This is a genomic window from Runella sp. (assembly GCF_027484545.1).
Classification (GTDB): Bacteria; Bacteroidota; Bacteroidia; order Cytophagales; family Spirosomataceae; genus Runella.
This window is the reverse complement of the sequence record NZ_JAIXST010000028.1, coordinates 30,320-54,450: the sequence shown is the minus strand read 5'-3', so window position 1 is coordinate 54,450 and position 24,131 is coordinate 30,320. Positions and strand designations below refer to the sequence as shown.

Sequence of the window (24,131 nt, the reverse complement as noted above, 5' to 3'; positions counted from 1 at the left end):
AAAATTCTCACAAATTCGTGGCTAATTACTGAAATCCACATCCGGTTTTTCCAATTTACGTTCTTTATGCTTAAACGTTGCATCGGGTTTCCCCAACGGCAATTGCAATGTCAATTTGTAGAAACGTACTTCCCGACGATTCATGGTGGACTGATAGGTCGTATTGGCCTGTTCAAAGGTGGTCACGTACTTACGGGAATTAAAAATGTCGTTGATGCTGAAGACCAAACTCGCCCGGTTTTGCATAAATGCCTTCCGAAGGGCAAAATCGGCCGCTTTTACGGGCAATCTGAACCCCTGCAAAGCAGGCGAGCGACCGTCATAGTTCAGGTTAAGCTGCGTTGAAAAATTAGCAGGCAAGCGATAGGTCAGGTTCAATTTTGCCCGTACCGTAATCAATTCTTTGTGGAGCGTAGTGGTTTGCAAAATGAAATTAAACACGTTGGCATTGGCCGTGGCCGTAAACGCCCCCGCTGCGTATTTCAGGGTATTATCAATCCCGTACTGAATATCCGCTTTTACGTTGATAAACGTAGTGACCAAAATAGTAGGATCGGTGGCCGACGGTTGCACGAAGGGTTTGATGGTGTGGTCTTCGTAAATGTAATACGCCGACGACAACCAACTCAATTTTCCGATGTTTTGGTTATAACTCAACTCGGCCGTATTGATAAATTCCGGTTGTACTTTGGGATTACCGATGGTGATATTTTGACGGTCGTTGGCCTGAATCCCAACGAACAGATGTCGAAAATTGGGTCGCCCCACTTTGCGACTCAGGCTAAAGCCGATTTCAGAATCTTCGCTGAATTTTTTAGCCAACGAAAACGATGGAAAAAACGCCTGAAACCAATTTTTGCCATCGGATGAGGGGTAATTGTAGCCAAAGGTAGAGTTGTCGAATCGGGAAAGTCCGTGTAAGAAAGATTGTTCCACTCTCAGGCCTGCTTCCATGGTCACTTTATTGCGAAGTCGGTGATTATAAAGAAGATAGGCCGCGTTGACGGTTTCCAACACATCGGCATCCTGCGAATAATTGACCAATAATTTATAAGCTTGGGTATCGTTGCTGAGTTGGTTGAACAGGTATTGCTGGTCGCGCCCGAAGGTATAACTCCTCACGCCCATTTCAATTTTAGAAGAATCATTGAGAGGATGAATATAATCCAACTGAAACAAATATTGATTCCCAATTTGGCGTCCCGTTATCTTGTCTTTTTCGGGAAAACCCGCTTGGTTGGTACCATCGGCATTTTGGGAAGTAGTAAGCCAATCGGCAGCGTTTGAGACGTTATTTCGGGTGTAAGAGGTAACCAAATTCAACTCTCGACCTTTTCGGGCAAAGGTACGTTTCCAGTCAAATTCCGCCCCGACGTTGGTAAACGCATTGGCCGGCAGCGTGGTGCGCCCCCCGAAACTTGTAATGCCCTGTTGGGCATTTTGGTAGTTGTATTGTTGAGTTGTAACGGTATTGAAGCTACCACCTACCATGTTACCTGCCACCGAAAAAGTATTGTATTTGTTGGGCGTATAATCGACCGCCAAACGACCGTTCTGAAAGATATTGTCCAGACTAATATCGGTATTTTGATTGAAATAACTGACGGGAGAACCATTGGCATAATTGATACGATTGACGTAGCCCGTCAGCGGATTCTTGGTCGAGTTCATGTTGTAGAGCGCCGTCACATTCCATTTTCCTTCGTGGTAATCCAGATTCAGTGCCCCGTCAAAGCGGGCATTATTTCCCACTCCTATGCTTGCCGTGCCGTTATAGCCCGTTTTACGGTTTTTCTTCAACACCAAATTCACAATTCCGCCCGAAGTAGAGGCATCGTACCGCGCCGAAGGGTTTGAAATTACTTCAACGGATTCAATCTGATTGGAAGGGATTTGTGCCAGTGTAAGTTGCGTAGGTTTGCCGTTGATGTAAATGGTGGTCGCCATATTCCGTAAACTTGCATTGCCGTTTTCGTCAATGTTGATGGAGGGAATACTTCTCAAAAGTGATTCCGCCGTTCCGCCAATGGTCGTCAGGTTTTTTCCTACGTTAAACACCCGCTTGTCCATTCCCAGCGAAATCGGATCTTTTTCACCCTTTACCTGCACTTCTTTAAGCATCGCGGCATCGGGAAGCAACTTGAGGACTCCCAAATCAAGAGGGTTTTCGGTCAGTTGAACAATTTGGCTTATCGTCTGATAACCGATAAACGAAGCTTTTACCGTCAATTTACCCACAGGGAGATTATTAACCACAAATTCTCCCGTTTTGGAGGTAGTCACTCCGCCAACGAGCGAGTCAGTGTTATTTTGAATTTTAAAAACACTGACCGTCGCAAACGGCAATGCCTGGTTGGTGGCTGCATCCATGATTTTACCCACTATTTTTCCATTTTTGGGAGAAGGCAAAAGCTGGGCTACTGCACCGGTGGTTACTAAAAAAATACTAAAAAGCAGGTTTTTCAACATAAAGCAAATCGAATAATGGTTTTTGTGGGCTTTTATTTCTATCAGGGGTGATAGCAGGCAACAAAGCTATCGTCTGATTTGGAAGAAATTTTGAATTTTAAAAGGAAGTAGAAAAAGTATGAAATCCATTGTCAAAACTGTACCCGATTTGCCAATGATAGCGACTGCAAATCTGTTTAACGATTGCCAATCCTAAGCCGCTGCCGGGCGTTTGAGAAGAGGACGAACTGAAACGTTTGAACAGGCTTGCTTCATTCAGTGCGTTGCTTATGCCCGTATTTGCAACAATAAAACCCTGTTTAGAAAAATCAACTCGTATAAGACCATTATCTTTGTTGTGACGTACAGCATTCATTAACAGATTGTTAATCAGAATTTCGAGCAGAATACGATTGCCTTCCATATAGACGTATTCTTCTACCCGCATTTCTATCACAATGTTTCTTGTCTCACTGTGTTCAGCTAAAAACGCAAGACTATCTGTGACCAATTGGCTTACGTTCATCATCTCAGTATCTACAAATTGTTGGTTTTCTATTTTGGACAGTAACAGCAGATTTTTGTTAATTCTTGAAGTTCGCGCCAACGCCTTGTGAGCAGCTTCAATGATTTCGGATTCGTTAGCGGTCAACGATTTGCTTTGGAGCAACAAATCCAGTTTGGATTGGATAATGGCCAAGGGCGTTTGTAATTCGTGCGAAGCGTTCTCCGTGAATTCCTTTTGCTCTTGGTAAGTAGCTCTATTTTTGTCAATCAGTTTTTGAAGGCTGTTGTTCAGTTCTTCAAATTCAACAATATTGGTTTTTTCAAACGCTATCGGCACTCGACTGCTCAAATCAAAGGTCTTGATTTGGTTCAATGTGTTGTAAAACGGTTGCCATAATTTGGCCGAAATACGTTGGTTAAGTCCAATAAATCCGATGACCAACAGAATAAAAAATCCTATCGTTACAAAAGCAATATTACTGATAACCTCATCGGTTTCTTCGACGTTGGTTTCAACCGTAAGGTGGTACCACTTTCCGTTGATGGTGAGATAAGAAGAAAGCCCGCGAAAACGATTAAGCCGTTTTGAATGTAGAACCGTACTTTTCATGACGGTGTAACGACTGTCGTTTTTTCTCGTAGATTCAGCAACGGGTTGGAGGTTAATTCCTGGCTCAATATGACTCCAAAGACGGATATTCTGGGCAAGAATGGTATCGTTGATAGCTATTGTATTCAGCTCTTTTTCAATTTTCCTTTTTACAAATTTATTGTGCATATCTATTTCACTCAACCAAATCCGATTGACAATGTAGTAATACGCAGGAATGCTGCCCGCCAACACCACCAATGCGTAGAGCGTAAACACCTTCAGGGGCGTATTCAGTAATTTAGTCATTTTCCCATTTGTAGCCTGTGCCATAGACGGTCTTTAGATAATTTTCGCAGCCTGCTTCGGTCAGTTTTTTTTTCAGGTTTTTAATGTGCGCATACACAAAATCATGATTGTCGAGCATATCGGCCAAGTCGCCCGACAAATGTTCAGCAAGGGCATTTTTAGAAATAACCCGGTTTTTGTTGCCCATAAAAAACAGCAATAAACCAAACTCTTTTTTGGTGAGGACAACGGGCGTATTATGAATCAGCAGGGTTTTGGCCAACAGGTCAATTTGCAGCTCATTTTGTTGAATAATATTGGCATTGGCAAACTGTCGGCGACGAATGACCGAGTAAATCCGGGCGGCCAATTCGGACAAATGAAAGGGTTTGGCCAGGTAATCATCTGCCCCCAGATGCAAGCCTTTGATTTTATCGTCTAAGGCGTTTTTGGCCGAAATAATAATGACTCCGTCCTGCTTATTTTGCTTTTTGAGTTCTTCCAAAATACTCATTCCATCGCCGCCCGGAAGCATCAAATCAAGCAAAATACAGTTGTATTCGTAGGTCGTTACTTTTTCCAGCGCTTCGTGGAAGGAGGTCGCAAACTCACACAGGTAGTTTTCGCTGGCTAAGTAGTCGGCAATGCTTTTGGCCAATTCAGGTTCGTCTTCAATGATTATGATTTTCATTCGCCGAAGTTACGCGAATGATTTTGAAGGAATTTTGAATTTTGTGGTGAATACCAAACGTATTGATTCAGAAACAACTTACGCACTTCTTTTGCGATAATTGAACACCGCTAACGCATTAAACAAAATCGCAAAACCAATCATGGCTAAAAAATCGGGAATGAGGTCAGAGAAACTGCTTCCTTTGATAAATACAGCCCGAATGACCTTGATAAAATAAGCTGGCGGGTTAATACGAGTCAGCCACTGTGCCCACTCTGGCATACTTTCGATAGGCGTGTAGAGGCCGCCCAACAGAATAAAAACCATCATGCAAAAAAAGGAAAACAACGTCGCCTGTTGCTGCGTATCGGCAAAGGTGCTGATGAGCAGCCCAATCCCCAAAACGCCCAACAGATACACCGCCGAAAAAGCATAAATGGTCAGGTAAGAACCTACGGGTATAATTCTGAAAATCAGGAAAGCAAACACCATTCCTAGGGTAATGGAGACCATTCCTAACACCCAAAACGGAATCAGTTTTCCCAAAATAAATTCATATTTTTTAATCGGCGATACGTTGATTTGTTCAATGGTTCCTACTTCTTTTTCGGCTACAATGTTGAGCGCAGTCAAAAAGCAGCCCACCATCGTGACCAAAATCGCCAAAATACCTGGCACCATAAACAAATGGTAATCAAAGTGTTGATTAAACCAATTGGCAGAAGTGATTTCGATTTGCGGGATTTCGTTGAACTTTGGCAACAGCATCCATTCTTCCCGCACTTCGCGGTTAAAATCACCGATCATCTGCGCAGCGTAGGCAGTGCCCAAGCCGGCCCGTACGCCATTGACGGCATCGGCCGCTAAGTGCAATTGTGCTTTGTTGGATTTAATCAAATCGCGTTCAAAATGTTGAGGTATGGTCAGGATGAGGTCTGTATTTCCGTTGTTGACCGTTTTGGAGGCTTGGGCGTACGATTGGGTGTATTCAACCAATTGGAAATAACCCGAAGCGGTCAGTTTATGAACCAGTTTTTGCGAATAAGGCGAATGATCCTGATCCACAACGCTGATGGAAATCTGTTTGATTTCGTAATCGGCCGCCAACGGAATGACAATGAGTTGAATAATCGGCATCATCAGAATCATCCGTAAAATGGTGGGATTACGGAAAATTTGCCGAAATTCTTTTTGGAGTAAAAAGAGAAGGTTTCTCATGATTATAGTGGTTGAGCCTCACCCCCTCGCTTCGCTCGTTCCCCTCTCCAAATTGGAGAGGGGTCGCATTCCGTACTGAAAGGAAGGAAATGCGGGGGTGAGGCTATTTATGCCAAACGTATTTTAAATTTGCGGATGGCTACGCCCAGAAAAAAGACGGTCATTCCGACCAAAATCAGGGTTTGTTTAATGACGTACGAAAACCCTAATCCTTTGACCATGATAGCTCGTACGATGCTGTAATACCACTTGGTAGGCACAATGTTGCTGATGATTTGTAAAGGCAACGGCATGTTTTCAATCGGAAACATAAAGCCGCTAAACACCAACGCAGGCATCAGAAAGCCTACCAACGACAAAAACATAGCCGTTTGTTGCGAATCCACAATGGTGGAAACCAATAAACCCAATGAAAGGGTGGTGATGATAAACAACAGACTTTCGGCCAAAAGCAGCAATAAACTGCCTCGAATGGGCATTCCCAACAGAAAAACGGCCAACAACAGAATAATAATTACATCTATAAAACACAGCACCATGTACGGAACGGCTTTGCTCAACACTACCAACAACGGACGCATGGGCGAAACCAACAGAATTTCCATTGTCCCCATTTCCTTCTCTTTTACAATGGAAACCGAGGTCATCATGGCACCTAACAGCATCAAAATCAGCGTCATCACACCCGGAACGAAATTGTAAGAACTTTTCAACTGTGGGTTATACAGCATCCGTGTTTCGGTTTCGATACTGTAAGGCAGTTTTTTGTTATCCGAAAGTTCATTTTGATAATCCCTAAAAATGTTGGACGCATAATTGACCACGATATTGGACGTATTGGGATCGGAAGCATCGCCGATGAGTCGTACCTGAACGTGATTGGTGTGCAGCAAATCTTCCTGAAAGTTTTGTGGAAAAATGACCACCAATCGCACTTTCCCCTGCCGAAAAACACGCTCAATTTCTGCTTCGGAATGCAGGTATTGCTGCACGCTGAAATACTGACTCTGATTGATTCGGTCAATCAATAAATGAGAAGCGTCGTCCTGAGCATAGTCAAGTACGGCCACGTTAGAATTTTTAACTTCACTCGAAAGCGCAAAGCCAAACAAAATCATCATAACGATGGGTAATCCCAAGAGGATCAGCAAGCTGCGTTTGTCGCGCAACACGTGCCTGAATTCTTTTGTAATGAAAGCTAAAAAGGTTTTCATGCTCCTATGTTTTAGTACGCTTTGTGGATTACAAATCCGCTGTAGTCAAAATCAGGATTAGCTAAGGTAATCTCATTCGACACTCTGCACTTTCCACTCTACACTTTTATCACCCGTCACTCCGTTTTGCGCCCCTTGCCAATTGCAGAAATACCTCATCCATATTGGTTGCATTGAATTGTTTTTTCAAACCGGCGGGGGTATCTAAGGCCGCAATTGCACCATCTACCATGATGGAAACGCGATCGCAATATTCGGCTTCGTCCATGTAATGAGTGGTGACAAATAGGGTGATACCTTCGTGGGCAGCATCGTAAATCATGTCCCAAAATTGACGTCGGGTAATGGGGTCAACGCCGCCCGTAGGTTCATCCAAAAACACGATTTTAGGGCGGTGCAAAATCGCTACCGAAAAGGAAATCTTTTGTTTCCAACCCAACGGTAACGAACCGACCAATTTGTCGGCTTCGTCGTGGAGGCCAACACGCTCGATGAGATTGTTGGTTTTTTCTTTTAATTCCTGACGCGAAAGGCCGTAAATCCCGCCAAAAAATTGAATATTTTCTCGAACGGTAAGGTTTTCGTACAAAGAAAACTTTTGGCTCATGTAGCCAATGTGCTTTTTAATTTCTTCGTTTTGGCGATAAACGTCAAAGCCTGCTACCGTTGCCTCGCCCGAAGTTGGAGAAAGCAACCCGCACAAAATCCGCATGGCCGTGGTTTTCCCGGCACCGTTGGCTCCCAGAAACCCAAATATTTCCCCGGGCTGTACATCAAATGAAATGGCATTAACGGCCACAAAATCACCGAATTTGCGGGTTAGTTGATGCGTATGAATCACCGGTTGTGCCATTGTTTTATTGATTTTCGAGCATGAGTTTAATAAAAGTATCCTCAATGTTGGGTAGTATCGGACGGACTGTAATACTCGTATGACCGCGTTCCGTCAGGTAATTTGTCAGATAGCGTTCCCCGTTTTCCTGAGTGCGGAGCGTTACATGCTGTTCTTCCCCAAAAGCGAATGAACTTTCAATTTCGGCCGGCATACGGAGGTCTTTCATCAACTGATAGCGATTGTCAGCATCTACCGCGTAGAGGTTTTGGGTATATCGACCCAAGATTTTATCCAGCGTATCCAGTTCCAAAATTTTTCCTTTCTGAATGAGTGCAATGCGGTCGCAACGACTCGCTTCGTCCATGTAAGGCGTGGAAACTACAATCGTAATGCCTCGGGATTTGAGGCGGTCGAGCATATCCCAAAATTCCTTACGCGACACGGGGTCAACGCCCGTGGTGGGTTCGTCCAAAAACAGTACTTTAGGTTCGTGAATGAGTGCACAGCAAAGGGCCAATTTTTGCTTCATTCCGCCCGAAAGTTTACCCGCTAATCGCTTCTTAAAGGGCTCAATCTGAACGTAAATCTCTTCAATCAGGTGGTAATTTTTGGCAAGGGTGGTGTTAAAAACAGTCGCAAAGAAGTTGAGGTTCTCTTCGATGCTTAAATCCTGATACAACGAAAATTTCCCGGGCATGTACCCAACAATACGACGTATTTCCCAAAAGTCTTTCACCACGTCAAAGCCTGCCACCTGTGCCTGCCCTTCGTCGGGCAAAAGCAGTGTAGTAAGCACCCGAAAAAGGGAGGTTTTACCCGCACCATCGGGGCCGATAAGTCCAAACAACTCGCCCGATTTTACGTCAAAGCTGACGTTTTCCAGCGCCGTGACGGTTCCTTTTTCGTACGTTTTTTTTATATTTTCTACGTGGACTGTTGCCATGTGTACTATTTCCTTTTTTGCTTCGGAGCAACGATACAGCAATTTATTGTTTGGTGAGCGCGTTCATTTCTTTTGCTTCCCCAAAAGAAACGAACCGCGCGGCGGACCGTCAAAGAAAAGGGGCCTTTTGCCAATGCTTCTTTGCACAAACTTTACGCGCACGGCAGCGGCCGACCGTCACGCTGGCAAAAGTTTCTAAACGCACAAGGACTTTTTTCTTTTTACAACTTCACTTCACCGTACATTCCAATCTTTAAATAGCCGTCGTTTTTAACTTTTATTTTGGCCGCATAGACCAAATTGGCGCGTTCGTCTTTGGTCTGAATGGTTTTGGGCGTAAATTCTGCCTTGCTCGCAATCCAGGTTACCGTACCGCTTACTTCTTTGTAATCGTCTTTTCCATTGTCCACAAACACCTTCACAGGCTGATTCAATTTTATTTTACTGAGTTGGTCGCCTGTGATGTAAGCACGCAGCGTGAGGGTGGAAAGATTGGCAATTTTGTACAAAGGCTTACCGGTAGCAGTCATTTCGTCGGCAGTAGCGTATTTCACCAACACTGTACCTTCAATCGGATTGGTAATGTTGCAGCGTTGGAGTTGATCATCAAATTGCGCAATGCGTTCTTCCAAAGGCTTCCGCTCGCTCAATACGCCGCGGTTTTGAATCGAAACCTGCTGTTGCTGCGACTTAATCTGTTGATTCACCACAGCCAATTGGCTTTCCGTGGTTTCAATCTGTTTTTTCAAAATATCTATTTGTCCTTCCACATCATCCAATTGTTTGGCAGGAACCGCTTCCGCTTTTACCAGATTATCCAGACGTTTGCGTTCACGTTCAAGTACTCGCAACTGCTCGCGCTGAGTGGCAATCTGACGTTGTTGGGAATTGAGTTGTTCGCGCAAAATCTGCGTTTGCGGAGCGGCATCGTTGGTTTTTTGGCCAAGAGCACCAATACTTGCTTCTACTTGGGCTTTTTGGAGGGAAAGGTTTTTGCAATCAACGCTTCCAATGACTTGGCCTGCTTTCAGAGAAGTGCCTTCTTCTACTTCAAATCGGAGAATTTTTCCAACCGCTTCCGAAGAAATGACCACTTCATCGGCCTCAAAAACACCGCTGGCGTCAAATTCTTGGTCGCTGCCTTTGCACGCCGTCAAGCTAATGAGTAAGAAAAGAGAAAAATAGGTACGTTTCATATCTATAAATGCTAATGGTCGTTAATCGTTATCTGTTATTGGTTAATCGTTCTGTGAATTTTCTTCAATCGAAAATCTACAATCGTTTATCTTTTCAATTTCCCGAAGTAATTCTCAGATTATTTTGGGCTTGAAGGAGTTGAATTTCGTGTAAAATGAGATTTTGGCGGGCGGTATCTTCGTTGTCCAATTCAGTAAGATAATCGCTGGCGGTGATGATTCCGTTGTCCAATTGGGATTCAGAAGCCTTGCGAATCGTACCGCGAATGTCAATCAGTTTTCGGTCGCTTTCGACCAATGCCTGCAAGCGACCCACTTCCTGTCGCTGACTTGCCAAACGCACCTGAGTCGCCAACAAAAAGCTTTCGCGTTGTCGCTCAATGCGTTGCTGATTGACTCGTAATTGTTGAATTTCCAAGCCTTGACTATTGGTGTACAAATGCGTCAGCGGAATCTGCAATTGGACTCCCCCGATAAAATAGGTTTTAAACTGCGTTGCCAAAAAATTAAGTCCCGGACGCCCGTAACCTCCCGTAGCAAAGGCCGATAATTTAGGAAGGTTTTTTGCTTTGATAAGTTGTTCATTCACTGCCAAGTTTTGTTTTTGGACATCAAATAAACGCAATTCGGGGCGGGTAATTTCTGCCTGTTGGGACGCCGTATTTTGCACAATTTGTAGAGACGCAAGATGTTGCGTCTCTACGCGCGTTTCCACAAATTTTGTATTCGTATCAATTGTCGTTCCTGTCAATAACGAAAGCCCTTCCAAGGCCGAGGCACGGCGTTTTTGGGTTTCCAGCAATTGCTGTTCTATTTCCAAGATTCGTACCTCCAATGACAACACATTGGAACGAATTGCAATACCGTTCTGAACCGAAGCTTTGGTTTTGAGGAGTTTAGCATTCAATTCTTTTTGAATAATTTCAAAATTACGCAGTTGTCGCTCCGCAAAAAGTGCCCCAAAGTACAGATTACTGACCTGTTCCCGAATCTGGTACAAATCTACCACTACTCTTTGTTGCTCGACCTGTTGATTGGCCAACGCTGCCGATTTTTGTTTTTCGGTTAGTCCGCCGTCCCAAATCGATTGCGTCACGTCCAAGGTCAATTTGTATTGGTCTTTGGGGGGCGGTGAAATCTCAAAATTGGGCAACTTAATCGGCACACTCGTTACGTCAGACTGCCAGGTAGCCTGTCCATTGAGGCGTGATTGGGGCACATAATTGCGATTCAACAGCTTGATTTGAAGGTCGGTTGCTTCCTGAATCAAGCGCGTTTGCCCTGCTTGCGGGCTGTGGGTTTCGGCTTGTCGGTAGCACTCTTCCAGTGATAAAGGCGTTTGAGTACGACCAATAAACGGAAGCACCATCCATAAGCCAACGTATAGGATACAACTTCGCATAACCTGATGGTTTAACTAATTGGTTAAAAATGAGACAAAAAAATAGTTAGGGTTGCAAAATCAGCTTTATATACGTTTTAAGTTCCTGAATGCGGTCTTGCATTAAGGCATCAAATGTTACATTGTCAGCTTGGAACATATCCAGTAAAATAGGTTTTGCTAAAAAGGGGAAAATACACATTCCCATCAACGAAATAATAAATTGGGCAGGGTTTAGCATCCTTACCCTTCCTTTTTTGAGGTCAGTTTGATAGCTTTCCGCCACTTTGCGACTCAACTGAATGGGCAATTTTTTTATAAACTCCGATTTGTCTTTGCTATTAACAGTATTCAGCACAAACAGAGGCAAGTAGGGATTTTTACGGAGCAGCTCAATATAGCCTTCAATAAAAAAATAGATTTTGTCAATAAAGAGAATGTCCTGATTAAAAACTTCATCTACCTGCGGAAAGAATCCCTGAATTTTAGCATCAAATACTTTTTCAAACAATTTGTCTTTTGAACGAAAATAATAGTGTAACAACGCTTTGTTGATACCCGCCACATCGGCAATGTCCTGCATCCGCGACCCGTCGTAGCCGTCACGTATGAAAACTTCTTCCGCTGCTTTTAAAATCTTCTCTTCGGTGGATATTCCTTCTTCCATATTTAACTAAAAAGTTTAACCATCTGGTTAAATCTAAGACAAAACAACAACTTGTGTTTTTAATTTCCAAATGATTTGAAAAAAATTATTTCAGCGACTCCGAAATCTTTTGATAATCCGGTTTTCTTCGGAAAAACACAAAGCCATTTTCTTCTTTCAGGAGTTCCAAATTGGGGTTTTTCCGATACTCTTCCGCACGGTCAATGCGAGAAATCAGAAATGTAGGTTTATCCACGGGACCATTGAGCAACCAATTTTCGTCGCTTGCCTCAGGACGCACACCCATTGGCTTTTTAAAGTAGAAAAACTGAGCATAACTTCGGTTGCCAATCGGCCACACGTACACATCCTGACCGCGTTTGGATTCATAAAAATTAATCACCGCCCGTTGGGTATATCCTTCTATTTTAGGAACCACCACCCAAGTATAAAAAAACAACAGAATCGCCGTTGAGAAAAATAACATTCTGATTGCCAACTCTTTTCGACGCTTCCAGATGATCATTGCAAAAACAATCATTCCAAAATAAACCACTCCGTACAACCATTCATTGCCTGCCCATTCGACGGGTGCCTGAAGATTGGCCACGACAAACGTATCATCAATGTAAGGAATAAATTCAGCAGCATACATTCCTACCAATGGCAAAGCCGTCAACACCAACGACAATACAAAACCAATCACTACCAATAGGACCGTCATCCATCGAGGCCAAACAATCTCTCCTTTAAGCCATTTATAAAGCCACAAGGCCGCCAAAAACGACAGCGGAAAGTAGGCCATGGAGCTGTAATGCACGATTTTGGTCTTCACAATCGAAAACACGATCATTACTACCCAAAATAGGCAGAGCATCGAATTGAAGAAACGGTCCGTCGCACGGCCGGGAGTGAGGAGTGAGGAACGGTCCGCCGCGCGGTCAGGAAGCTGCGCGGGATTTGCAATCCCGTGCTTCGGCTGTTCCGGATTTGTAATCCCACTCCTTCGCTTTCTAAACCTCCGAAGCAAAGGGTGAAAAATACGACTCACAAACGGCAAACCAATGACTGAAATAGGAAAACAGCCAATCAGTACTACGACAAAATGATAATAAAAAGGTTGGCCGTGATCGGCTTCTGAGGTAGACCCCAAGCGATAGAGGTATTCCAGAAAAGCCACAAAAGTAGCCCAACCGCTTTCTAAAATAATGGCCAACATCCAACCTAATGTGAGCAAACCTGCCGTAAATCCGTAAATAAGCAGGTTTTTCAAGGTAAAATTTTCGGTAATGGGCGAACCGTCAGTCGAACTGGGCGTCTGCCGTTCAAAACCGACTGACGCTTTCAACGATTTTGACCGAAAATAATTAATAACCCATAAAGCTCCCAGCACCAACGTAGGCACTCCCACTCCTACTGGGCCTTTGGTCCAAACCGCTAAACCAGCAAACAGTCCTGCCCAAAAAAAGCTTTTCCCGCTCGATTTTTTATCGGGCAAAACAAGATTTACCACGCTCAAAAACATGAAATAATTGAACCATGGATCAATAATTCCTGACTTGAAATACAAATGAGGCGTCACGGAGCCTAAATAAACCAAAGCCCATAATAAGCCAAATCGGGCGTCCATGAGACGTTTGCCCAAATAATAGAAAGTCAAAAGAGTAATCACACCAATGACTGCATTGGGGAAACGGGCTGCAAATTCGTTGATACCAAACACTTTCATCGAAAGCGCCTGTAGCCAGATAAACAGCGGAGGTTTTTCCCAAAAGGGTTGATAATCAATCTGTACCCGAAGATAATTTCCCGTCACCAGCATCTCACGCGCCGACTCCGCAAAGTTGATTTCATCCCAATCAAACAAATGAACTCTTCCCAGAAAAGGGATAAAAAATAGGAGGGCGAGCACAGCCACCACCCACGGACTTTCCAGTTTTATTTTTTGCATTTGTTTTCTTTTTACTTAAGCAGAGGCATCTTTATTTTTTCAATGGCAGGCATATAGTTGATAAGAAGTACCCAAGCCGTTATGGTACCCAGCAACGAACCTACGTACACATCCACTAAAAAATGTTGAAGTAAATACATTCGTGAAAAAGCAACCGTTACGGCACACAGTAAACAAAGGAATTTCAACATCGGATGTTTGACCCAAACGGCAATCAGGGCAAAAAAGGCAAAAGCCGAAGTTGTATGTCCTGAAGGAAAACTGTTCCAATGACTCAATTCTACCCCCGACACCGTGTGCAGCAAGTTCATCATTCTTGAGAAATACTCCGCAGGGCGAGGTTCTCTTGGAAAACCGAAATTCTTAATCAGTTGGGCCAAAATACCCGAAACCGCGTACGAAATCAAAATCAGGATGCCTTTGGCTCGCGACCAAAACATCAACAGAATTCCAACCGAAATACAAAAAGCCCCATCGCCCAAATGAGTGAAGTACTTGAAGAATACATCGGCCTGAAAACTATAGTACCGATTGATTTCCAATAGGATAATACCCTGCCGATAAAGAATTTGGTAAACGCCCAACCCGAATAAAAGCGCCCCATACGGGAGCACAAAAGGCCAATTGGTACGAAGCAACTTGAGAAAGTTCATGGTGCAAAGATAGGGTGTCGGAAAATAAAATCCCTATTTTTACGTTGTGTATGCGTTTATAACTACACTGTTTTATGAAAAAAATATCCATCCTGATTTTGTTAAGCGCTTTTTTGGTAACACTCAATGCAAGCGCCCAAAAAATGCTGCAAGAAGTAATTGTGGACTACGTCAATTTGCTTCCCGCAAACATGGTGAATAAGATAACGGCGAAAAATAAACCCATTAAAGTATCGCTTTTAAAGGGAACAAGCGCGGCTTATTACCGAGTCACGGTATTTCAACCCGAGAAAGTCAATACCTATACTCGCTTTTACGAGTCGATCCGATTGGTCAATCCCGATACCTTATTGAAAGAAGGCTATGATTTCAACAAACATCTGTTAGAAACCAACGGAAACTTCAACGTTTCGGTACAATTCTTTAACGATGCCTCCTCAGCAGAAAAATTTTTGGAGGGAAAAGAAGGAAGTCCCTGTTTCAAAATAGACAGTACCAAAAGCAGCGTGGGCCAAATCACCGGCTGTCGCGGTGAAACGGTCTATGTAGCCGTGAAACCCCTTGGGAAAGGCAAGTTAGGCTCTATAAAAGTAGAAATCGTGGCTTTGGCCGACGTCATCGAAGACCCCATCAATGACCGCTTTCCGTTCTCCATTCAAAACGAACTCAGTGATGTAGTGTCGTATGAAATAAGCGGTGACCGTACGAATTGGCAATCGTTTTTCTTGCCGACCAAAAAGAAAGCCGAGTTTAAGCTGGCTGATACACAGGTATATATGCGAGTAAGCACCCTTGATAAAGTGACCGAAGAATACAAAATAGATTCAGGGAAAAAGTACCGTCTTTACTGGAACAAAGACAAAAATCATTTAGATTTAGGAGAAATTCCCGCCAAAAAGTAGCGGATTCTCCTAACGTATGAAATCATTTTACCGGCTTCCAATCCTCCATTTTTGTTTACTGTTTATTAATCTCACTGTACATGCACAAAAACTTGCATTTACGGTGTCGATGGATAATCCTGCCATTCAGAAGTTTCAGGTAAAGCTTCAGTATGAAGCCTTGAAAGCAGGCACCGTTGAGTTAAAAATGCCGAACTGGTCGCCCGGGTATTACCAACGGATGAATTATCCTAAAAATGTTGACAATTTTCGAGTAACAGATAAAAACGGGAAAGACCTCCCATGGGCGCATACCAATAATACAACGTGGACGATTGAAACTGGAAAAGCAACTGAACTAACGGTCAGCTACGACGTATTGGCCAATCGTAAATTCGTAGCTAACAGTTACTTAGACGAAGATCGAGGCTATATTGTTCCAACGAGTGTTTTTATGTATCCCGCCAATCAACTGAAATCTTCGGTTGAAATTACCATTCTTCCCAATTCAAAATGGAATACCGTCACCACTGGCCTGGATAAAATAACTGGTAAGCCCAATACATACTTTGCTCCCGACTATGATACGCTCTACGACAGTCCTTTTCTTGTTGGCAATCTGGAGGAGCTTCCTGCATTTACGGTGAAAGGTATTCCTCATCGCTTCATTGGGTATAAACTCGGCAATTTTGACCGTGAGAAATTTGTAAATGACCTGCAAAAAATGGTTACCGAAGCCGCGGCGATTATCGGGGATATTCCTTACAAACACTATACATTTATCGCTATCGGTCCGGGACAGGGAGGAATTGAACACTCCAATTCGACAACCATCAGCTTTGATGGCTCTGCTCTAAACACACTGGAAGGGCGCATTCGACTGTTGAATTTCCTTGCGCATGAATACTTCCATCATTACAATGTCAAACGCATTCGTCCTGTTGAGTTGGGACCTTTTGACTATGAAAATGGCAATCGCACCAATCTACTTTGGGTCTCGGAAGGGTTAACGGTGTACTACGAATACTTGATTCTGAAACGGGCAGGTATTACGACCGATGAGCAGTTGCTGAATTCGTTTCGCTCCAATATCGTCGCTTTTGAAAACAAACCGGGCCGATTGTACCAATCCTTAGTACAGGCAAGTTACGAAACATGGTCCGATGGGCCTTTTGGCCGAACCGGAGATGAATTCAACAAAACCATTTCTTATTATGATAAAGGTCCAGTAATGGGTTTGTTGCTGGATTTCAAAATCAGAAACAGCACCAACAATCAAAAATCGTTGGATGATGTAATGCGCCAACTGTATCAGAAATACTATTTACAGGAAAAAAGAGGATTTACCGAGAGTGAATTTCGAGAAGTTTGTGAGAAAATTGCCAGTATTCCTCTAACTGACTTCTTTGAGTACATTTCCACCACCAAAGAAATTGATTATACCCCTTATTTGGCCTTCGCAGGTCTTGCAGTAGATACAAATTCGAAACTTTTGCCAGGAGCTTGGGTCGGTATTTCAACACGAACCCGAAATGATTCCATTTTTGTTTCTGAGGTAGATTATGAATCGCCCGCGTGGCAGGCCGGAATACGAAGAAATGATGTGTTAATTGAAATAGACCACCAAAAACCAACGCCAAACACGTTGAAAGAAGTGCTTTTTGCCAAGCAGGTAGGTGCAACTCTCGAACTGGTTTATTTGCGAAACAAACTCCAAAATCAAAAATCAGTCCCAACCAAACAAAAGTCCGAACGGAGTTTTCCAATAACACACCTTCCCAATCCAACTGCCTTGCAACAGCAAATTTTTCAAAACTGGTCTAAAGTACATTGAAAATTAATAAACTGAATTTATTTTGACGCAAGCTTCAGGCTGTAAATAGTTATAAGCAAACTTATTCGTTCACTCGTCATTCGTTACTCGTCATTTATTTTGGATTCAGAAAGTTTCGGTTTAGTTGGAGAATCGCACAATTTGTCCTTTCGAACCAATCGCCCAACACGTATTTCCAACCGAAGTAAGCGCATGAAGACCCGCGGCCGCACCCGTAAGCGGTTGCCAAGAAAGTCCTTCGTCTTTTGACAAACAAGTTCCTGCGGGACCAACGGCTACCAAAGTTCCATTTTTCAGTTTGACTACTGCTTCTTTCAGACCTGTGGGGTTAGTAGAAGTCGTCTTTTTCCACGTTTTTCCTCCGTCTTGGGTCGCAATGACATTTTCAAACGCTTCTTTGTCTGCCTTATAATCACCGCCTACGGCAATGCCGTGGCTCGCATCCCAAAATCTCAGGCCAAAAATCCCCGAAGAGGCATTGGCTTTCATGGGCGTATTGGCCACTTGCCACGATTGGCCACGGTCAGAAGAATAAAACACCCGTGCATGATCTGCCCCTCCTGTCCCTATCCATACATTTTTACTGCCCTGAACCACCATTGTAGAATTACTGGCGGCAAAAGAAGCCTCATTCGGCAAATTAGCAGCTAAACCCGCAGGCGAAAGACGTTCCCACGTTTTTCCACCGTCGGAGGTTTTGAGCAGATACAAATGATTATCCATAGGGTCACCAAAAATAATTCCGTTCTTTTTATCCCAAAATGCGATGCCATCCAAAAATACACCTTTTTGGTCCGTTTGCCATACCTGCTGCCACGTTTTTCCGGCATCTTCGGTACGATAAATTCGCGCCTGTCCTTCTTCAGCCAAGCCCGCGCTAACAGCAACTGCTGTTTTTTCGTCAATTCCCTTAATGCCCCGAAAATCTAATTTTTCCGCCCCCAGCACTTTGATTACTTCCCAATTTGCACCGGCATCAGCCGTACGCAAAACGGTACCTTTGGAGCCTCCTGCCCATACAACGCTTTCATTAATGGCCGAAATAGAACGAAAATGAGCATCTGTCCCGCTATTTTGGGGTATCCATTGAGAAAATGTGACAAATGAGATGATTAAGAAGAAAAAAAGTTGAAATAGTAATTTCATTGCGAATTATATTTGTCGTAAATATAGTTAAAACAAAAGGCTGTTTGTAACGTTTTTATAAAGGAAAACTTAAAGAGCTATGCGTAAAATCGTATTAAAATCCGTCATTTTCATTGCCTTAACGGGCTCAGGCTTATTATGGTCATGTCGAACTAAGGATGTTGCTACAGGCGATGCCCTGGTCAACGAATTCGTTGCGGTCAACATGGATTATTGGTACTATTGGAGAGATAAAGTAACACCAAATTCCAATAAAGCATTGGCTCCCGAAGCTTACTTTAACTCACTTTTGTATCCTTTTGATGCACAATCCCGCCCGGATGGAGATCGGTTTTCCCGTTTTTTAACCAATGCGACCGAAACGGAAGCTTCGCTCTCGGGAGAAAGTAAAGTGACGGGTGCGCGTTTGGCTTTATACAACAACAATAATAACATTGCCGGCTTTGTGATGTACGTATTGCCCGGGTCGCCTGCGCAAAAGGCGGGTATCAAACGCGGAGATATTTTTGGCAAAATCACCGTAGATGGACAAGTCGCAACAGTCGATAACTATAGTAAACTGTTTGCCGAAGGAACCAACTATGTGTATAACGTTGGTAGTTACGACAAAGCGTTTATATCCACCGACCAAACGAAAACGGTAACCGCTCAGGCCCTTCAGGAAGACCCCATGCTCTTGGACAGCATTTATACCAAAGGCAGTAAAAAGATTGGGTATTTGGTGTATAACCGCTTTTATTCCAAGCCCAACAACAGCGACCAAGCCCTGTATGACCAAAAAATGGCCCAAATTTTTGGCAAATTTAAGGCCGCAGGCATCAATGAGTTTGTGTTGGATTTACGTTACAACGGTGGCGGTTTCATTTCTACTGCGGTTACTTTAGCCAGTTTTATTGCCAAGGGTGTCTCCGACAAAACCGTCATGTCTCGCGACGAATACAATTCTAAAGTCTCTCCTGACCTTGAAAAAAATCAGGGAAAAGAGTTTAACCTCAATTATTTCAAAGCAAAACCAGAAAATATCGGTGGAAACCTGTCACGTGCCTATGTGCTGACCAGCACCCGAACCGCCTCTGCCAGCGAATTGGTTATCAATGCCTTAAAGCCTTTTATGGAGGTATTTTTAATTGGAGATGTAACGGTTGGCAAAAATGTAGGGTCCATCGTAATTAAAGACCCAAAAAATCGCTTTGTCCAAGGCATGATGCCCATTGTTCTGAAAACGTTCAATTCCGCAGGAAAATCGGACTATACGGCCGGTTTTAGCCCTAACGTATTGGTCAAAGAAAATATCTCTGTGCCTTTGTATGCTTTTGGTGATTTGCGCGAACCTTTGTTTTCAGAAGCCTATTTCCAAATTACGGGTACGCGCAATGCCCGACGCGGCATCGCAGAAACCCCCGAGTTAGACCGTCTTAGAATCTCTCCGCAAGGAATTGAAACTGAGATGTTTGTACGCCCTCTGTCGCACTGAGGGTTAGTGTTACACCCATTCAAAGGTCAATTGTTCCACTTTATTTTTTTCTTTTAACCCGTGATTATGTTCTTGAATATGAGCAAGGTCAAAGTTACAAACAAGTGCTTCTACCACTGTTTTACGATTTTCAATACTACCTCCCGAATGATAAAAATGGTCTTTTGTTACGATATTAAACTTGTTCCAAAACTTTTTAATCATCTCATTTTCACGCCAATCATTATGATGCCATGTGGAAAGAATAAACTTTGCTTTTGTTTTGCTCAATAACGTAAACAATAACTCTTCATCTTGCTCTGTCCAACCGTTATAATAGTCAACGTACCTTCCATAATAGGGGGGATCGCAATAAATAAAATCGTTTTCTGTAGCAAGGGGAATAATATCAGCAAATGAAGTATTATGAAAAGTCCATGCAGGTTCTGGCTTGATACTGTTTGAGACCATAGAAACCTGATTAGTGATTTTTGTTATGTATGCTTGTGCAAAACGGTCAGGTTTCTTGCAAAAAGGAATGTTCCAATGTCCTTTATTATTAAATCGCATCATGCCGTTAAAACCTGCACGGGAAAGAAAAATAAAATCATAAGGCGAATAGTTTCCGTCATTAAAACGGGAGCGGACGTTGCGACAATGTTCGTAGCCGTTGTCTGCAGCAACACTCAGTAACTCACCTTCCTGTTCAAGATATTGCTTCATTAGAGGTGCCGTAATCTCCTTTGATTGAATGCCCTTGTAGAAGCTGATAATATTCGGATTGGTATCATTTAATATTGCTTCTTTGAAATTAGCATTGAAAGCAACAACGCCGGTCCCTAAAAACGGTTCAATCCATTTGCCGCTTATTGCAGGTACAAGTTCCATAATCCAAGGCACAAGTTTAGTTTTAATGCCCTGACTTTTTATTGGCGGAATTATTATTCTCTTATTCATCGTTTTCTTCACCGTTGTGAGCTTGCAAATCATCTTCGGCACTTAGCTTCTCAATTTCTTCCTTGTGTTGCTCAAGAACGGCGATTCCTTTTTGTTTATAATCAAGATATGACTTCAAGTTAGTATAAGGGCGTGGAATTTCCAAGGCTTTTGCCATGTCATTTGTCAAATAGTACATCCAATAATCATCATAAACTTCTTCGCCCAAGGTTGAAAAAACGCCATTACCTTTGGTCAATTGGTCAATACTATTTTAGAACCTATATTTTTTGTATTACCACTTCCAGGGCTTGCAGATGCAATTTTGTATTTGGGTTGAACAAAGAACTGAAAATCTTTGATAACCGATTCAATTTTATCCAGTTCGTCAATGGTATAAATCGTTTTTTCATTCGGGTTCTCATCAATCTGTGAGTAGATGACGCCTAAAACTAAATGTGAAGAATAGGAGCCGTACGGATAAAGCGTATTTTTTGAACTTTCACGGTTGCGAAAGTAACCTGTGAAAGCACCCAATGTCATGCTTTTGATTTTGTTTGCTGTATCCTTAAAAGTGCTTTTGATGTCAACTGCAAATCGTTCTCCTGATTTATTACAAGTAAATGTCAGGTCAGGATAGAAGTTTTGTTGTGGCGGAAGTTCAAGTTTTAAGTCGTTATTCAGGGCAAAGCGTTCAAAGGCAGGGATAAGCAAAAGCTCCATGACTTTCGAAACGACTTTTGTATCAATAGAAATAGTGTAGACGTTTTTATAGATGTCAATAAAGCCTTTTACTATCCAATCGCCCTTTTCTGTTGTTATTATTTTGTTATAACCTTCAACTTCTTTTTGAAGGGCTACTAATAGTTCGTCTTTTGTCATGCTCGCTTAATTTTAGCGACAAAGCTACTATTCCGCTTTCAGTTCTGCCAGTTTTACTTTCGTTGGATTCGCGTTGATAATATCGGTTTCTACCAAGCCATCGCGTAAGCGTACAATGCGGTGAGCGTATTTGGCGATGTCATCTTCGTGAGTTACTACTACGATGGTATTGCCTTTGGAGTGAAGTTGGTCAAACAAATCCATGATTTCGTAGGATGTACGGCTGTCCAAATTCCCCGTTGGCTCATCGGCCAAAAGAATACTTGGGCTGTTCACCAGCGCTCTGGCAACGGCCACCCGTTGGCGTTGCCCTCCTGACAACTCGTTAGGACGGTGTCCGGCACGGTTTTCAAGCCCTACGTTTTTGAGCGCAAGCATTGCTTGTTCAGTACGTTGCGCCTTGGTGAAGCCTGCATAAATGAGCGGAAGTGCTACATTTTCGAGTGAGGTCATGCGCGGAAGCAGGTTAAACGTTTGGAATACAAACCCAATCTCCTTGTTACGCACTTCAGCGAGTTCGTTCTCGCTCATATCACTCACATCCTTGTTGTTCAATACGTATTTTCCCGACGTTGGGGTATCCAAGCAGCCAATGATGTTCATCAAGGTAGATTTGCCCGAACCAGACGGCCCCATGAAAGCGACGTATTCGCCTTTGTTTACCGAAATAGTTACGTCTTTGAGTGCTTCAATGACTTCACTGCCCATGACGTAGCGTTTGGCAATGTGGGAGGTTTCGATGATTTTCATGACTGCTTAATTAGTAGTTGTCGTTCAATTATATACTATTTTTGAATAATTATTTTGTTAACCCGCTATTGCCGCGGCCTTCTGCCTGCGACGAATGAAATAACGTCTTAGAAATAAACCCGTCAACATCAATATCTTTTCATCTTCGGAATCTTCCAATACATTTATTTCTCCTTCGTCCTTAAAAAATCTTCGAGTCGTTGTATAATTCACCATCTCAGGGTCTTGATCGGTATTGGGAAGATCATGAATAATCAACCACTCACGCGACAAAAAGCTTTTTTTGCTGAATAAGTACGTTTCTCCGTGCAAATGCAGCGTCGCTTTTCTCCCCATGTGTACCTCCAGCGTAGCGATGACATCGTCGTTACGGTCATAAATATTCACTTTTCGGTGCAAAAAACCGTGTACATCAAAACGAAGTCTCAGATCATAGAGCCAAGCCGTTACGTCTGAGCTAAACGCCTCGCGTTTAAGTTCCCCTATTACCTTGTTGTTATCAATAACCTGAGTTGTAAAACTAAAAGCTTCATTGACCCATTTGAGTTTGCTTGGTAATTTGTCCATTTTACTTTATTTGCTTTAAAATGAGTTGAATAGCGCGGGTTTCAGCATTATTTTCTACAATTTTCTTTACAAAGACCTGGAATTCAGCCTGTAAAAGAGTTTGATCAAAAACTCCTAAATTATTCGTAAAAACGACGAATTCAGTCCGGTTTCCTTTTTTATCAGTGACGTAAAGCGCATAATTCAATACAAATGCCGTGGAACCTCCCTTCGCCCCAAAGTGGGCAAATCCCTGCTTATTTTTAAGATTCATACGCATGGGCCATTCCATTAATTGGTCCAAGACGGCTTGGGTTGGAGCATCAAAATACGTACGGCTGTTGATTTTCTGCATCAAACCCGCATATTCACGAGTAGTAGAGGCAGGTAACCGATCCGACCACACCCGCTGCACAGGCAAAGGAATATTGGCCAGATTAAATTTCACCTTTGCCGTCGTATCTATTTTCAACAGCTCAAAATACGTATTGGCCCGTTGGAGATAAAGCGACATCGGCATTTTTTTCATCCCCATGGCGGAATGTTCGTCAGAGCATACATACAATGCCGATACAAACGGATACAATGCCTGATGTTTTGTCAATCCTAGTTTCGGGAGGTTGGCATTGATAGTATTCAGGCCCAATTTCCACATCAAATACTCAGTGTTCGCATTGCTGCTGTATTGAATCATGCCTTTGGCTACTTCCAGCAACGGCACTGCATTGTTCTGAATTAACTTCCCTTTTTTCAAACCTTCCAACCACGCCGGATGTGCTCCGCCGTCGGTATCCTGTATGTAAAAACGCGATAACTCCCCAAGAGGGATTTTCTCGTCTAATTTAATTTTTCCGGTGGCAGCCTGTTGCGAAAACTCTATAGCAATAATGGTCTTTACGGTACTTGCCAACGGCATCAGCGTATCGGCACGATGGCTCACTAAAACGGAATCATTGCGAACCCAATAAATGGCGCATTTTTTAGGGTTCTTGAGCAAGTACTCTGCTACAAAATCATCTTCGTAACGTAAATATGTAAAATAAAAATAGGCAAAAACGCAACTGAATAAAACAGCTAAAATTCCTAAGCCAGTGGCCAGTATTTTCCACATAAAAAGTGGTGAGTTTATAAGGTTATAAATTGGTTTGTAGGGCAAAAAAC

The 24,131-nt window shown here is 42.9% G+C and carries 22 protein-coding genes; 3 read left to right on the top strand and 19 right to left on the bottom strand.

The annotated features are described in order from the left end of the window. Nucleotides 1–21: 21 nt before the first annotated feature. The 12 genes from Q0081_RS02490 to Q0081_RS02435 all read right to left on the bottom strand — a co-directional run bounded on the left by Q0081_RS02490 (nucleotide 22) and on the right by Q0081_RS02435 (nucleotide 14,542). Nucleotides 22–2,469, bottom strand: coding sequence for an outer membrane beta-barrel family protein (locus Q0081_RS02490; RefSeq protein WP_298348849.1), 2,448 nt, complete (start codon nucleotides 2,467–2,469; stop codon nucleotides 22–24). A gap of 97 nt (nucleotides 2,470–2,566) precedes the next feature. After that, nucleotides 2,567–3,877 carry a sensor histidine kinase KdpD gene (locus tag Q0081_RS02485; RefSeq protein WP_298348846.1) on the bottom strand — a complete coding sequence of 437 codons (1,311 nt, stop codon included), beginning with the start codon at nucleotides 3,875–3,877 and terminating at the stop codon, nucleotides 2,567–2,569. Then, on the bottom strand, nucleotides 3,846–4,523 hold the full coding sequence (locus tag Q0081_RS02480) for a response regulator transcription factor (protein ID WP_298348843.1): 678 nt from the start codon (nucleotides 4,521–4,523) through the stop codon (nucleotides 3,846–3,848). The genes Q0081_RS02485 and Q0081_RS02480 overlap by 32 nt, the downstream gene beginning before the upstream one ends. Nucleotides 4,524–4,601: 78 nt before the next feature. Next, a complete protein-coding gene (locus Q0081_RS02475) occupies nucleotides 4,602–5,723 on the bottom strand; it encodes an ABC transporter permease (RefSeq protein ID WP_298348840.1) in 1,122 nt (373 codons plus the stop codon). Between the two features lie 107 nt (nucleotides 5,724–5,830). After that, a complete protein-coding gene (locus Q0081_RS02470) occupies nucleotides 5,831–6,937 on the bottom strand; it encodes an ABC transporter permease (protein WP_298348838.1) in 1,107 nt (368 codons plus the stop codon). 109 nt (nucleotides 6,938–7,046) lie between these two features. Further along, nucleotides 7,047–7,790, bottom strand: coding sequence for an ABC transporter ATP-binding protein (locus tag Q0081_RS02465; protein ID WP_298348835.1), 744 nt, complete (start codon nucleotides 7,788–7,790; stop codon nucleotides 7,047–7,049). A 4-nt stretch (nucleotides 7,791–7,794) separates the two neighbouring features. Continuing rightward, complete coding sequence (locus tag Q0081_RS02460) at nucleotides 7,795–8,715, bottom strand: ABC transporter ATP-binding protein (RefSeq protein ID WP_298348832.1); 921 nt, start codon at nucleotides 8,713–8,715, stop codon at nucleotides 7,795–7,797. Nucleotides 8,716–8,936: 221 nt separating this feature from the next. Beyond that, nucleotides 8,937–9,911 carry an HlyD family secretion protein gene (locus tag Q0081_RS02455; protein WP_298348830.1) on the bottom strand — a complete coding sequence of 325 codons (975 nt, stop codon included), beginning with the start codon at nucleotides 9,909–9,911 and terminating at the stop codon, nucleotides 8,937–8,939. 94 nt (nucleotides 9,912–10,005) lie between these two features. After that, nucleotides 10,006–11,313: a TolC family protein gene (locus Q0081_RS02450; RefSeq protein WP_298348827.1), complete on the bottom strand. Its 1,308-nt coding sequence runs from the start codon at nucleotides 11,311–11,313 to the stop codon at nucleotides 10,006–10,008. Between the two features lie 46 nt (nucleotides 11,314–11,359). After that, nucleotides 11,360–11,959, bottom strand: coding sequence for a TetR/AcrR family transcriptional regulator (locus Q0081_RS02445; protein ID WP_298348825.1), 600 nt, complete (start codon nucleotides 11,957–11,959; stop codon nucleotides 11,360–11,362). An 85-nt stretch (nucleotides 11,960–12,044) separates the two neighbouring features. Further along, nucleotides 12,045–13,889, bottom strand: a complete 1,845-nt coding sequence (locus Q0081_RS02440; protein ID WP_298348822.1) for a glycosyltransferase family 39 protein — start codon at nucleotides 13,887–13,889, stop codon at nucleotides 12,045–12,047. 11 nt (nucleotides 13,890–13,900) lie between these two features. Further along, nucleotides 13,901–14,542 carry a phosphatase PAP2 family protein gene (locus Q0081_RS02435; RefSeq protein ID WP_298348820.1) on the bottom strand — a complete coding sequence of 214 codons (642 nt, stop codon included), beginning with the start codon at nucleotides 14,540–14,542 and terminating at the stop codon, nucleotides 13,901–13,903. Between the two features lie 74 nt (nucleotides 14,543–14,616). Between Q0081_RS02435 and Q0081_RS02430 the strand changes: the two genes are divergently transcribed. Then, complete coding sequence (locus Q0081_RS02430) at nucleotides 14,617–15,444, top strand: hypothetical protein (RefSeq protein ID WP_298348819.1); 828 nt, start codon at nucleotides 14,617–14,619, stop codon at nucleotides 15,442–15,444. A 16-nt stretch (nucleotides 15,445–15,460) separates the two neighbouring features. Then, nucleotides 15,461–17,257: a M61 family metallopeptidase gene (locus Q0081_RS02425; RefSeq protein ID WP_298348817.1), complete on the top strand. Its 1,797-nt coding sequence runs from the start codon at nucleotides 15,461–15,463 to the stop codon at nucleotides 17,255–17,257. Between the two features lie 120 nt (nucleotides 17,258–17,377). On the opposite strand, the gene Q0081_RS02420 is transcribed toward Q0081_RS02425, so the two are convergent. Continuing rightward, nucleotides 17,378–18,403, bottom strand: a complete 1,026-nt coding sequence (locus Q0081_RS02420) for a VPS10 domain-containing protein (protein WP_298348816.1) — start codon at nucleotides 18,401–18,403, stop codon at nucleotides 17,378–17,380. Between the two features lie 79 nt (nucleotides 18,404–18,482). Between Q0081_RS02420 and Q0081_RS02415 the strand changes: the two genes are divergently transcribed. Then, nucleotides 18,483–19,877, top strand: a complete 1,395-nt coding sequence (locus Q0081_RS02415; RefSeq protein WP_298348814.1) for a S41 family peptidase — start codon at nucleotides 18,483–18,485, stop codon at nucleotides 19,875–19,877. A gap of 9 nt (nucleotides 19,878–19,886) precedes the next feature. Here the strand turns inward: Q0081_RS02415 and Q0081_RS02410 are convergent, their stop codons facing one another. Genes Q0081_RS02410 through Q0081_RS02385 form a run of 6 tightly spaced genes read right to left on the bottom strand, consistent with a single transcriptional unit; the run spans nucleotide 19,887 to nucleotide 24,081 of the window. Next, nucleotides 19,887–20,813 carry a Dam family site-specific DNA-(adenine-N6)-methyltransferase gene (locus Q0081_RS02410; protein ID WP_298348812.1) on the bottom strand — a complete coding sequence of 309 codons (927 nt, stop codon included), beginning with the start codon at nucleotides 20,811–20,813 and terminating at the stop codon, nucleotides 19,887–19,889. After that, on the bottom strand, nucleotides 20,806–21,051 hold the full coding sequence (locus Q0081_RS02405) for a type II restriction endonuclease (RefSeq protein WP_298348810.1): 246 nt from the start codon (nucleotides 21,049–21,051) through the stop codon (nucleotides 20,806–20,808). The genes Q0081_RS02410 and Q0081_RS02405 overlap by 8 nt, the downstream gene beginning before the upstream one ends. Beyond that, entirely contained in the window at nucleotides 21,048–21,674 is a 627-nt protein-coding gene (locus Q0081_RS02400; protein ID WP_298348809.1) for a type II restriction endonuclease, read from the bottom strand. Before Q0081_RS02400 ends, Q0081_RS02405 begins: the two co-directional genes overlap by 4 nt. 27 nt (nucleotides 21,675–21,701) lie before the next feature. Next, entirely contained in the window at nucleotides 21,702–22,424 is a 723-nt protein-coding gene (locus Q0081_RS02395; protein ID WP_298348806.1) for an ABC transporter ATP-binding protein, read from the bottom strand. A gap of 57 nt (nucleotides 22,425–22,481) precedes the next feature. Next, nucleotides 22,482–22,991: a hypothetical protein gene (locus Q0081_RS02390; RefSeq protein ID WP_298348804.1), complete on the bottom strand. Its 510-nt coding sequence runs from the start codon at nucleotides 22,989–22,991 to the stop codon at nucleotides 22,482–22,484. A 1-nt stretch (nucleotide 22,992) separates the two neighbouring features. Further along, complete coding sequence (locus Q0081_RS02385) at nucleotides 22,993–24,081, bottom strand: serine hydrolase (protein ID WP_298348801.1); 1,089 nt, start codon at nucleotides 24,079–24,081, stop codon at nucleotides 22,993–22,995. Nucleotides 24,082–24,131 lie beyond the last annotated feature (50 nt).

What these genes read in the sequence shown, in the direction of transcription:
- Q0081_RS02490 (WP_298348849.1), bottom strand. Translation starts at nt 2,469, where the DNA reads ATGTTGAAAAACCTGCTTTTTAGTATTTTTTTAGTAACCACCGGTGCA.
- Q0081_RS02485 (WP_298348846.1), bottom strand. Translation starts at nt 3,877, where the DNA reads ATGGCACAGGCTACAAATGGGAAAATGACTAAATTACTGAATACGCCC.
- Q0081_RS02480 (WP_298348843.1), bottom strand. Translation starts at nt 4,523, where the DNA reads ATGAAAATCATAATCATTGAAGACGAACCTGAATTGGCCAAAAGCATT.
- Q0081_RS02475 (WP_298348840.1), bottom strand. Translation starts at nt 5,723, where the DNA reads ATGAGAAACCTTCTCTTTTTACTCCAAAAAGAATTTCGGCAAATTTTC.
- Q0081_RS02470 (WP_298348838.1), bottom strand. Translation starts at nt 6,937, where the DNA reads ATGAAAACCTTTTTAGCTTTCATTACAAAAGAATTCAGGCACGTGTTG.
- Q0081_RS02465 (WP_298348835.1), bottom strand. Translation starts at nt 7,790, where the DNA reads ATGGCACAACCGGTGATTCATACGCATCAACTAACCCGCAAATTCGGT.
- Q0081_RS02460 (WP_298348832.1), bottom strand. Translation starts at nt 8,715, where the DNA reads ATGGCAACAGTCCACGTAGAAAATATAAAAAAAACGTACGAAAAAGGA.
- Q0081_RS02455 (WP_298348830.1), bottom strand. Translation starts at nt 9,911, where the DNA reads ATGAAACGTACCTATTTTTCTCTTTTCTTACTCATTAGCTTGACGGCG.
- Q0081_RS02450 (WP_298348827.1), bottom strand. Translation starts at nt 11,313, where the DNA reads ATGCGAAGTTGTATCCTATACGTTGGCTTATGGATGGTGCTTCCGTTT.
- Q0081_RS02445 (WP_298348825.1), bottom strand. Translation starts at nt 11,959, where the DNA reads ATGGAAGAAGGAATATCCACCGAAGAGAAGATTTTAAAAGCAGCGGAA.
- Q0081_RS02440 (WP_298348822.1), bottom strand. Translation starts at nt 13,889, where the DNA reads ATGCAAAAAATAAAACTGGAAAGTCCGTGGGTGGTGGCTGTGCTCGCC.
- Q0081_RS02435 (WP_298348820.1), bottom strand. Translation starts at nt 14,542, where the DNA reads ATGAACTTTCTCAAGTTGCTTCGTACCAATTGGCCTTTTGTGCTCCCG.
- Q0081_RS02430 (WP_298348819.1), top strand. Translation starts at nt 14,617, where the DNA reads ATGAAAAAAATATCCATCCTGATTTTGTTAAGCGCTTTTTTGGTAACA.
- Q0081_RS02425 (WP_298348817.1), top strand. Translation starts at nt 15,461, where the DNA reads ATGAAATCATTTTACCGGCTTCCAATCCTCCATTTTTGTTTACTGTTT.
- Q0081_RS02420 (WP_298348816.1), bottom strand. Translation starts at nt 18,403, where the DNA reads ATGAAATTACTATTTCAACTTTTTTTCTTCTTAATCATCTCATTTGTC.
- Q0081_RS02415 (WP_298348814.1), top strand. Translation starts at nt 18,483, where the DNA reads ATGCGTAAAATCGTATTAAAATCCGTCATTTTCATTGCCTTAACGGGC.
- Q0081_RS02410 (WP_298348812.1), bottom strand. Translation starts at nt 20,813, where the DNA reads ATGAATAAGAGAATAATAATTCCGCCAATAAAAAGTCAGGGCATTAAA.
- Q0081_RS02400 (WP_298348809.1), bottom strand. Translation starts at nt 21,674, where the DNA reads ATGACAAAAGACGAACTATTAGTAGCCCTTCAAAAAGAAGTTGAAGGT.
- Q0081_RS02395 (WP_298348806.1), bottom strand. Translation starts at nt 22,424, where the DNA reads ATGAAAATCATCGAAACCTCCCACATTGCCAAACGCTACGTCATGGGC.
- Q0081_RS02390 (WP_298348804.1), bottom strand. Translation starts at nt 22,991, where the DNA reads ATGGACAAATTACCAAGCAAACTCAAATGGGTCAATGAAGCTTTTAGT.
- Q0081_RS02385 (WP_298348801.1), bottom strand. Translation starts at nt 24,081, where the DNA reads ATGTGGAAAATACTGGCCACTGGCTTAGGAATTTTAGCTGTTTTATTC.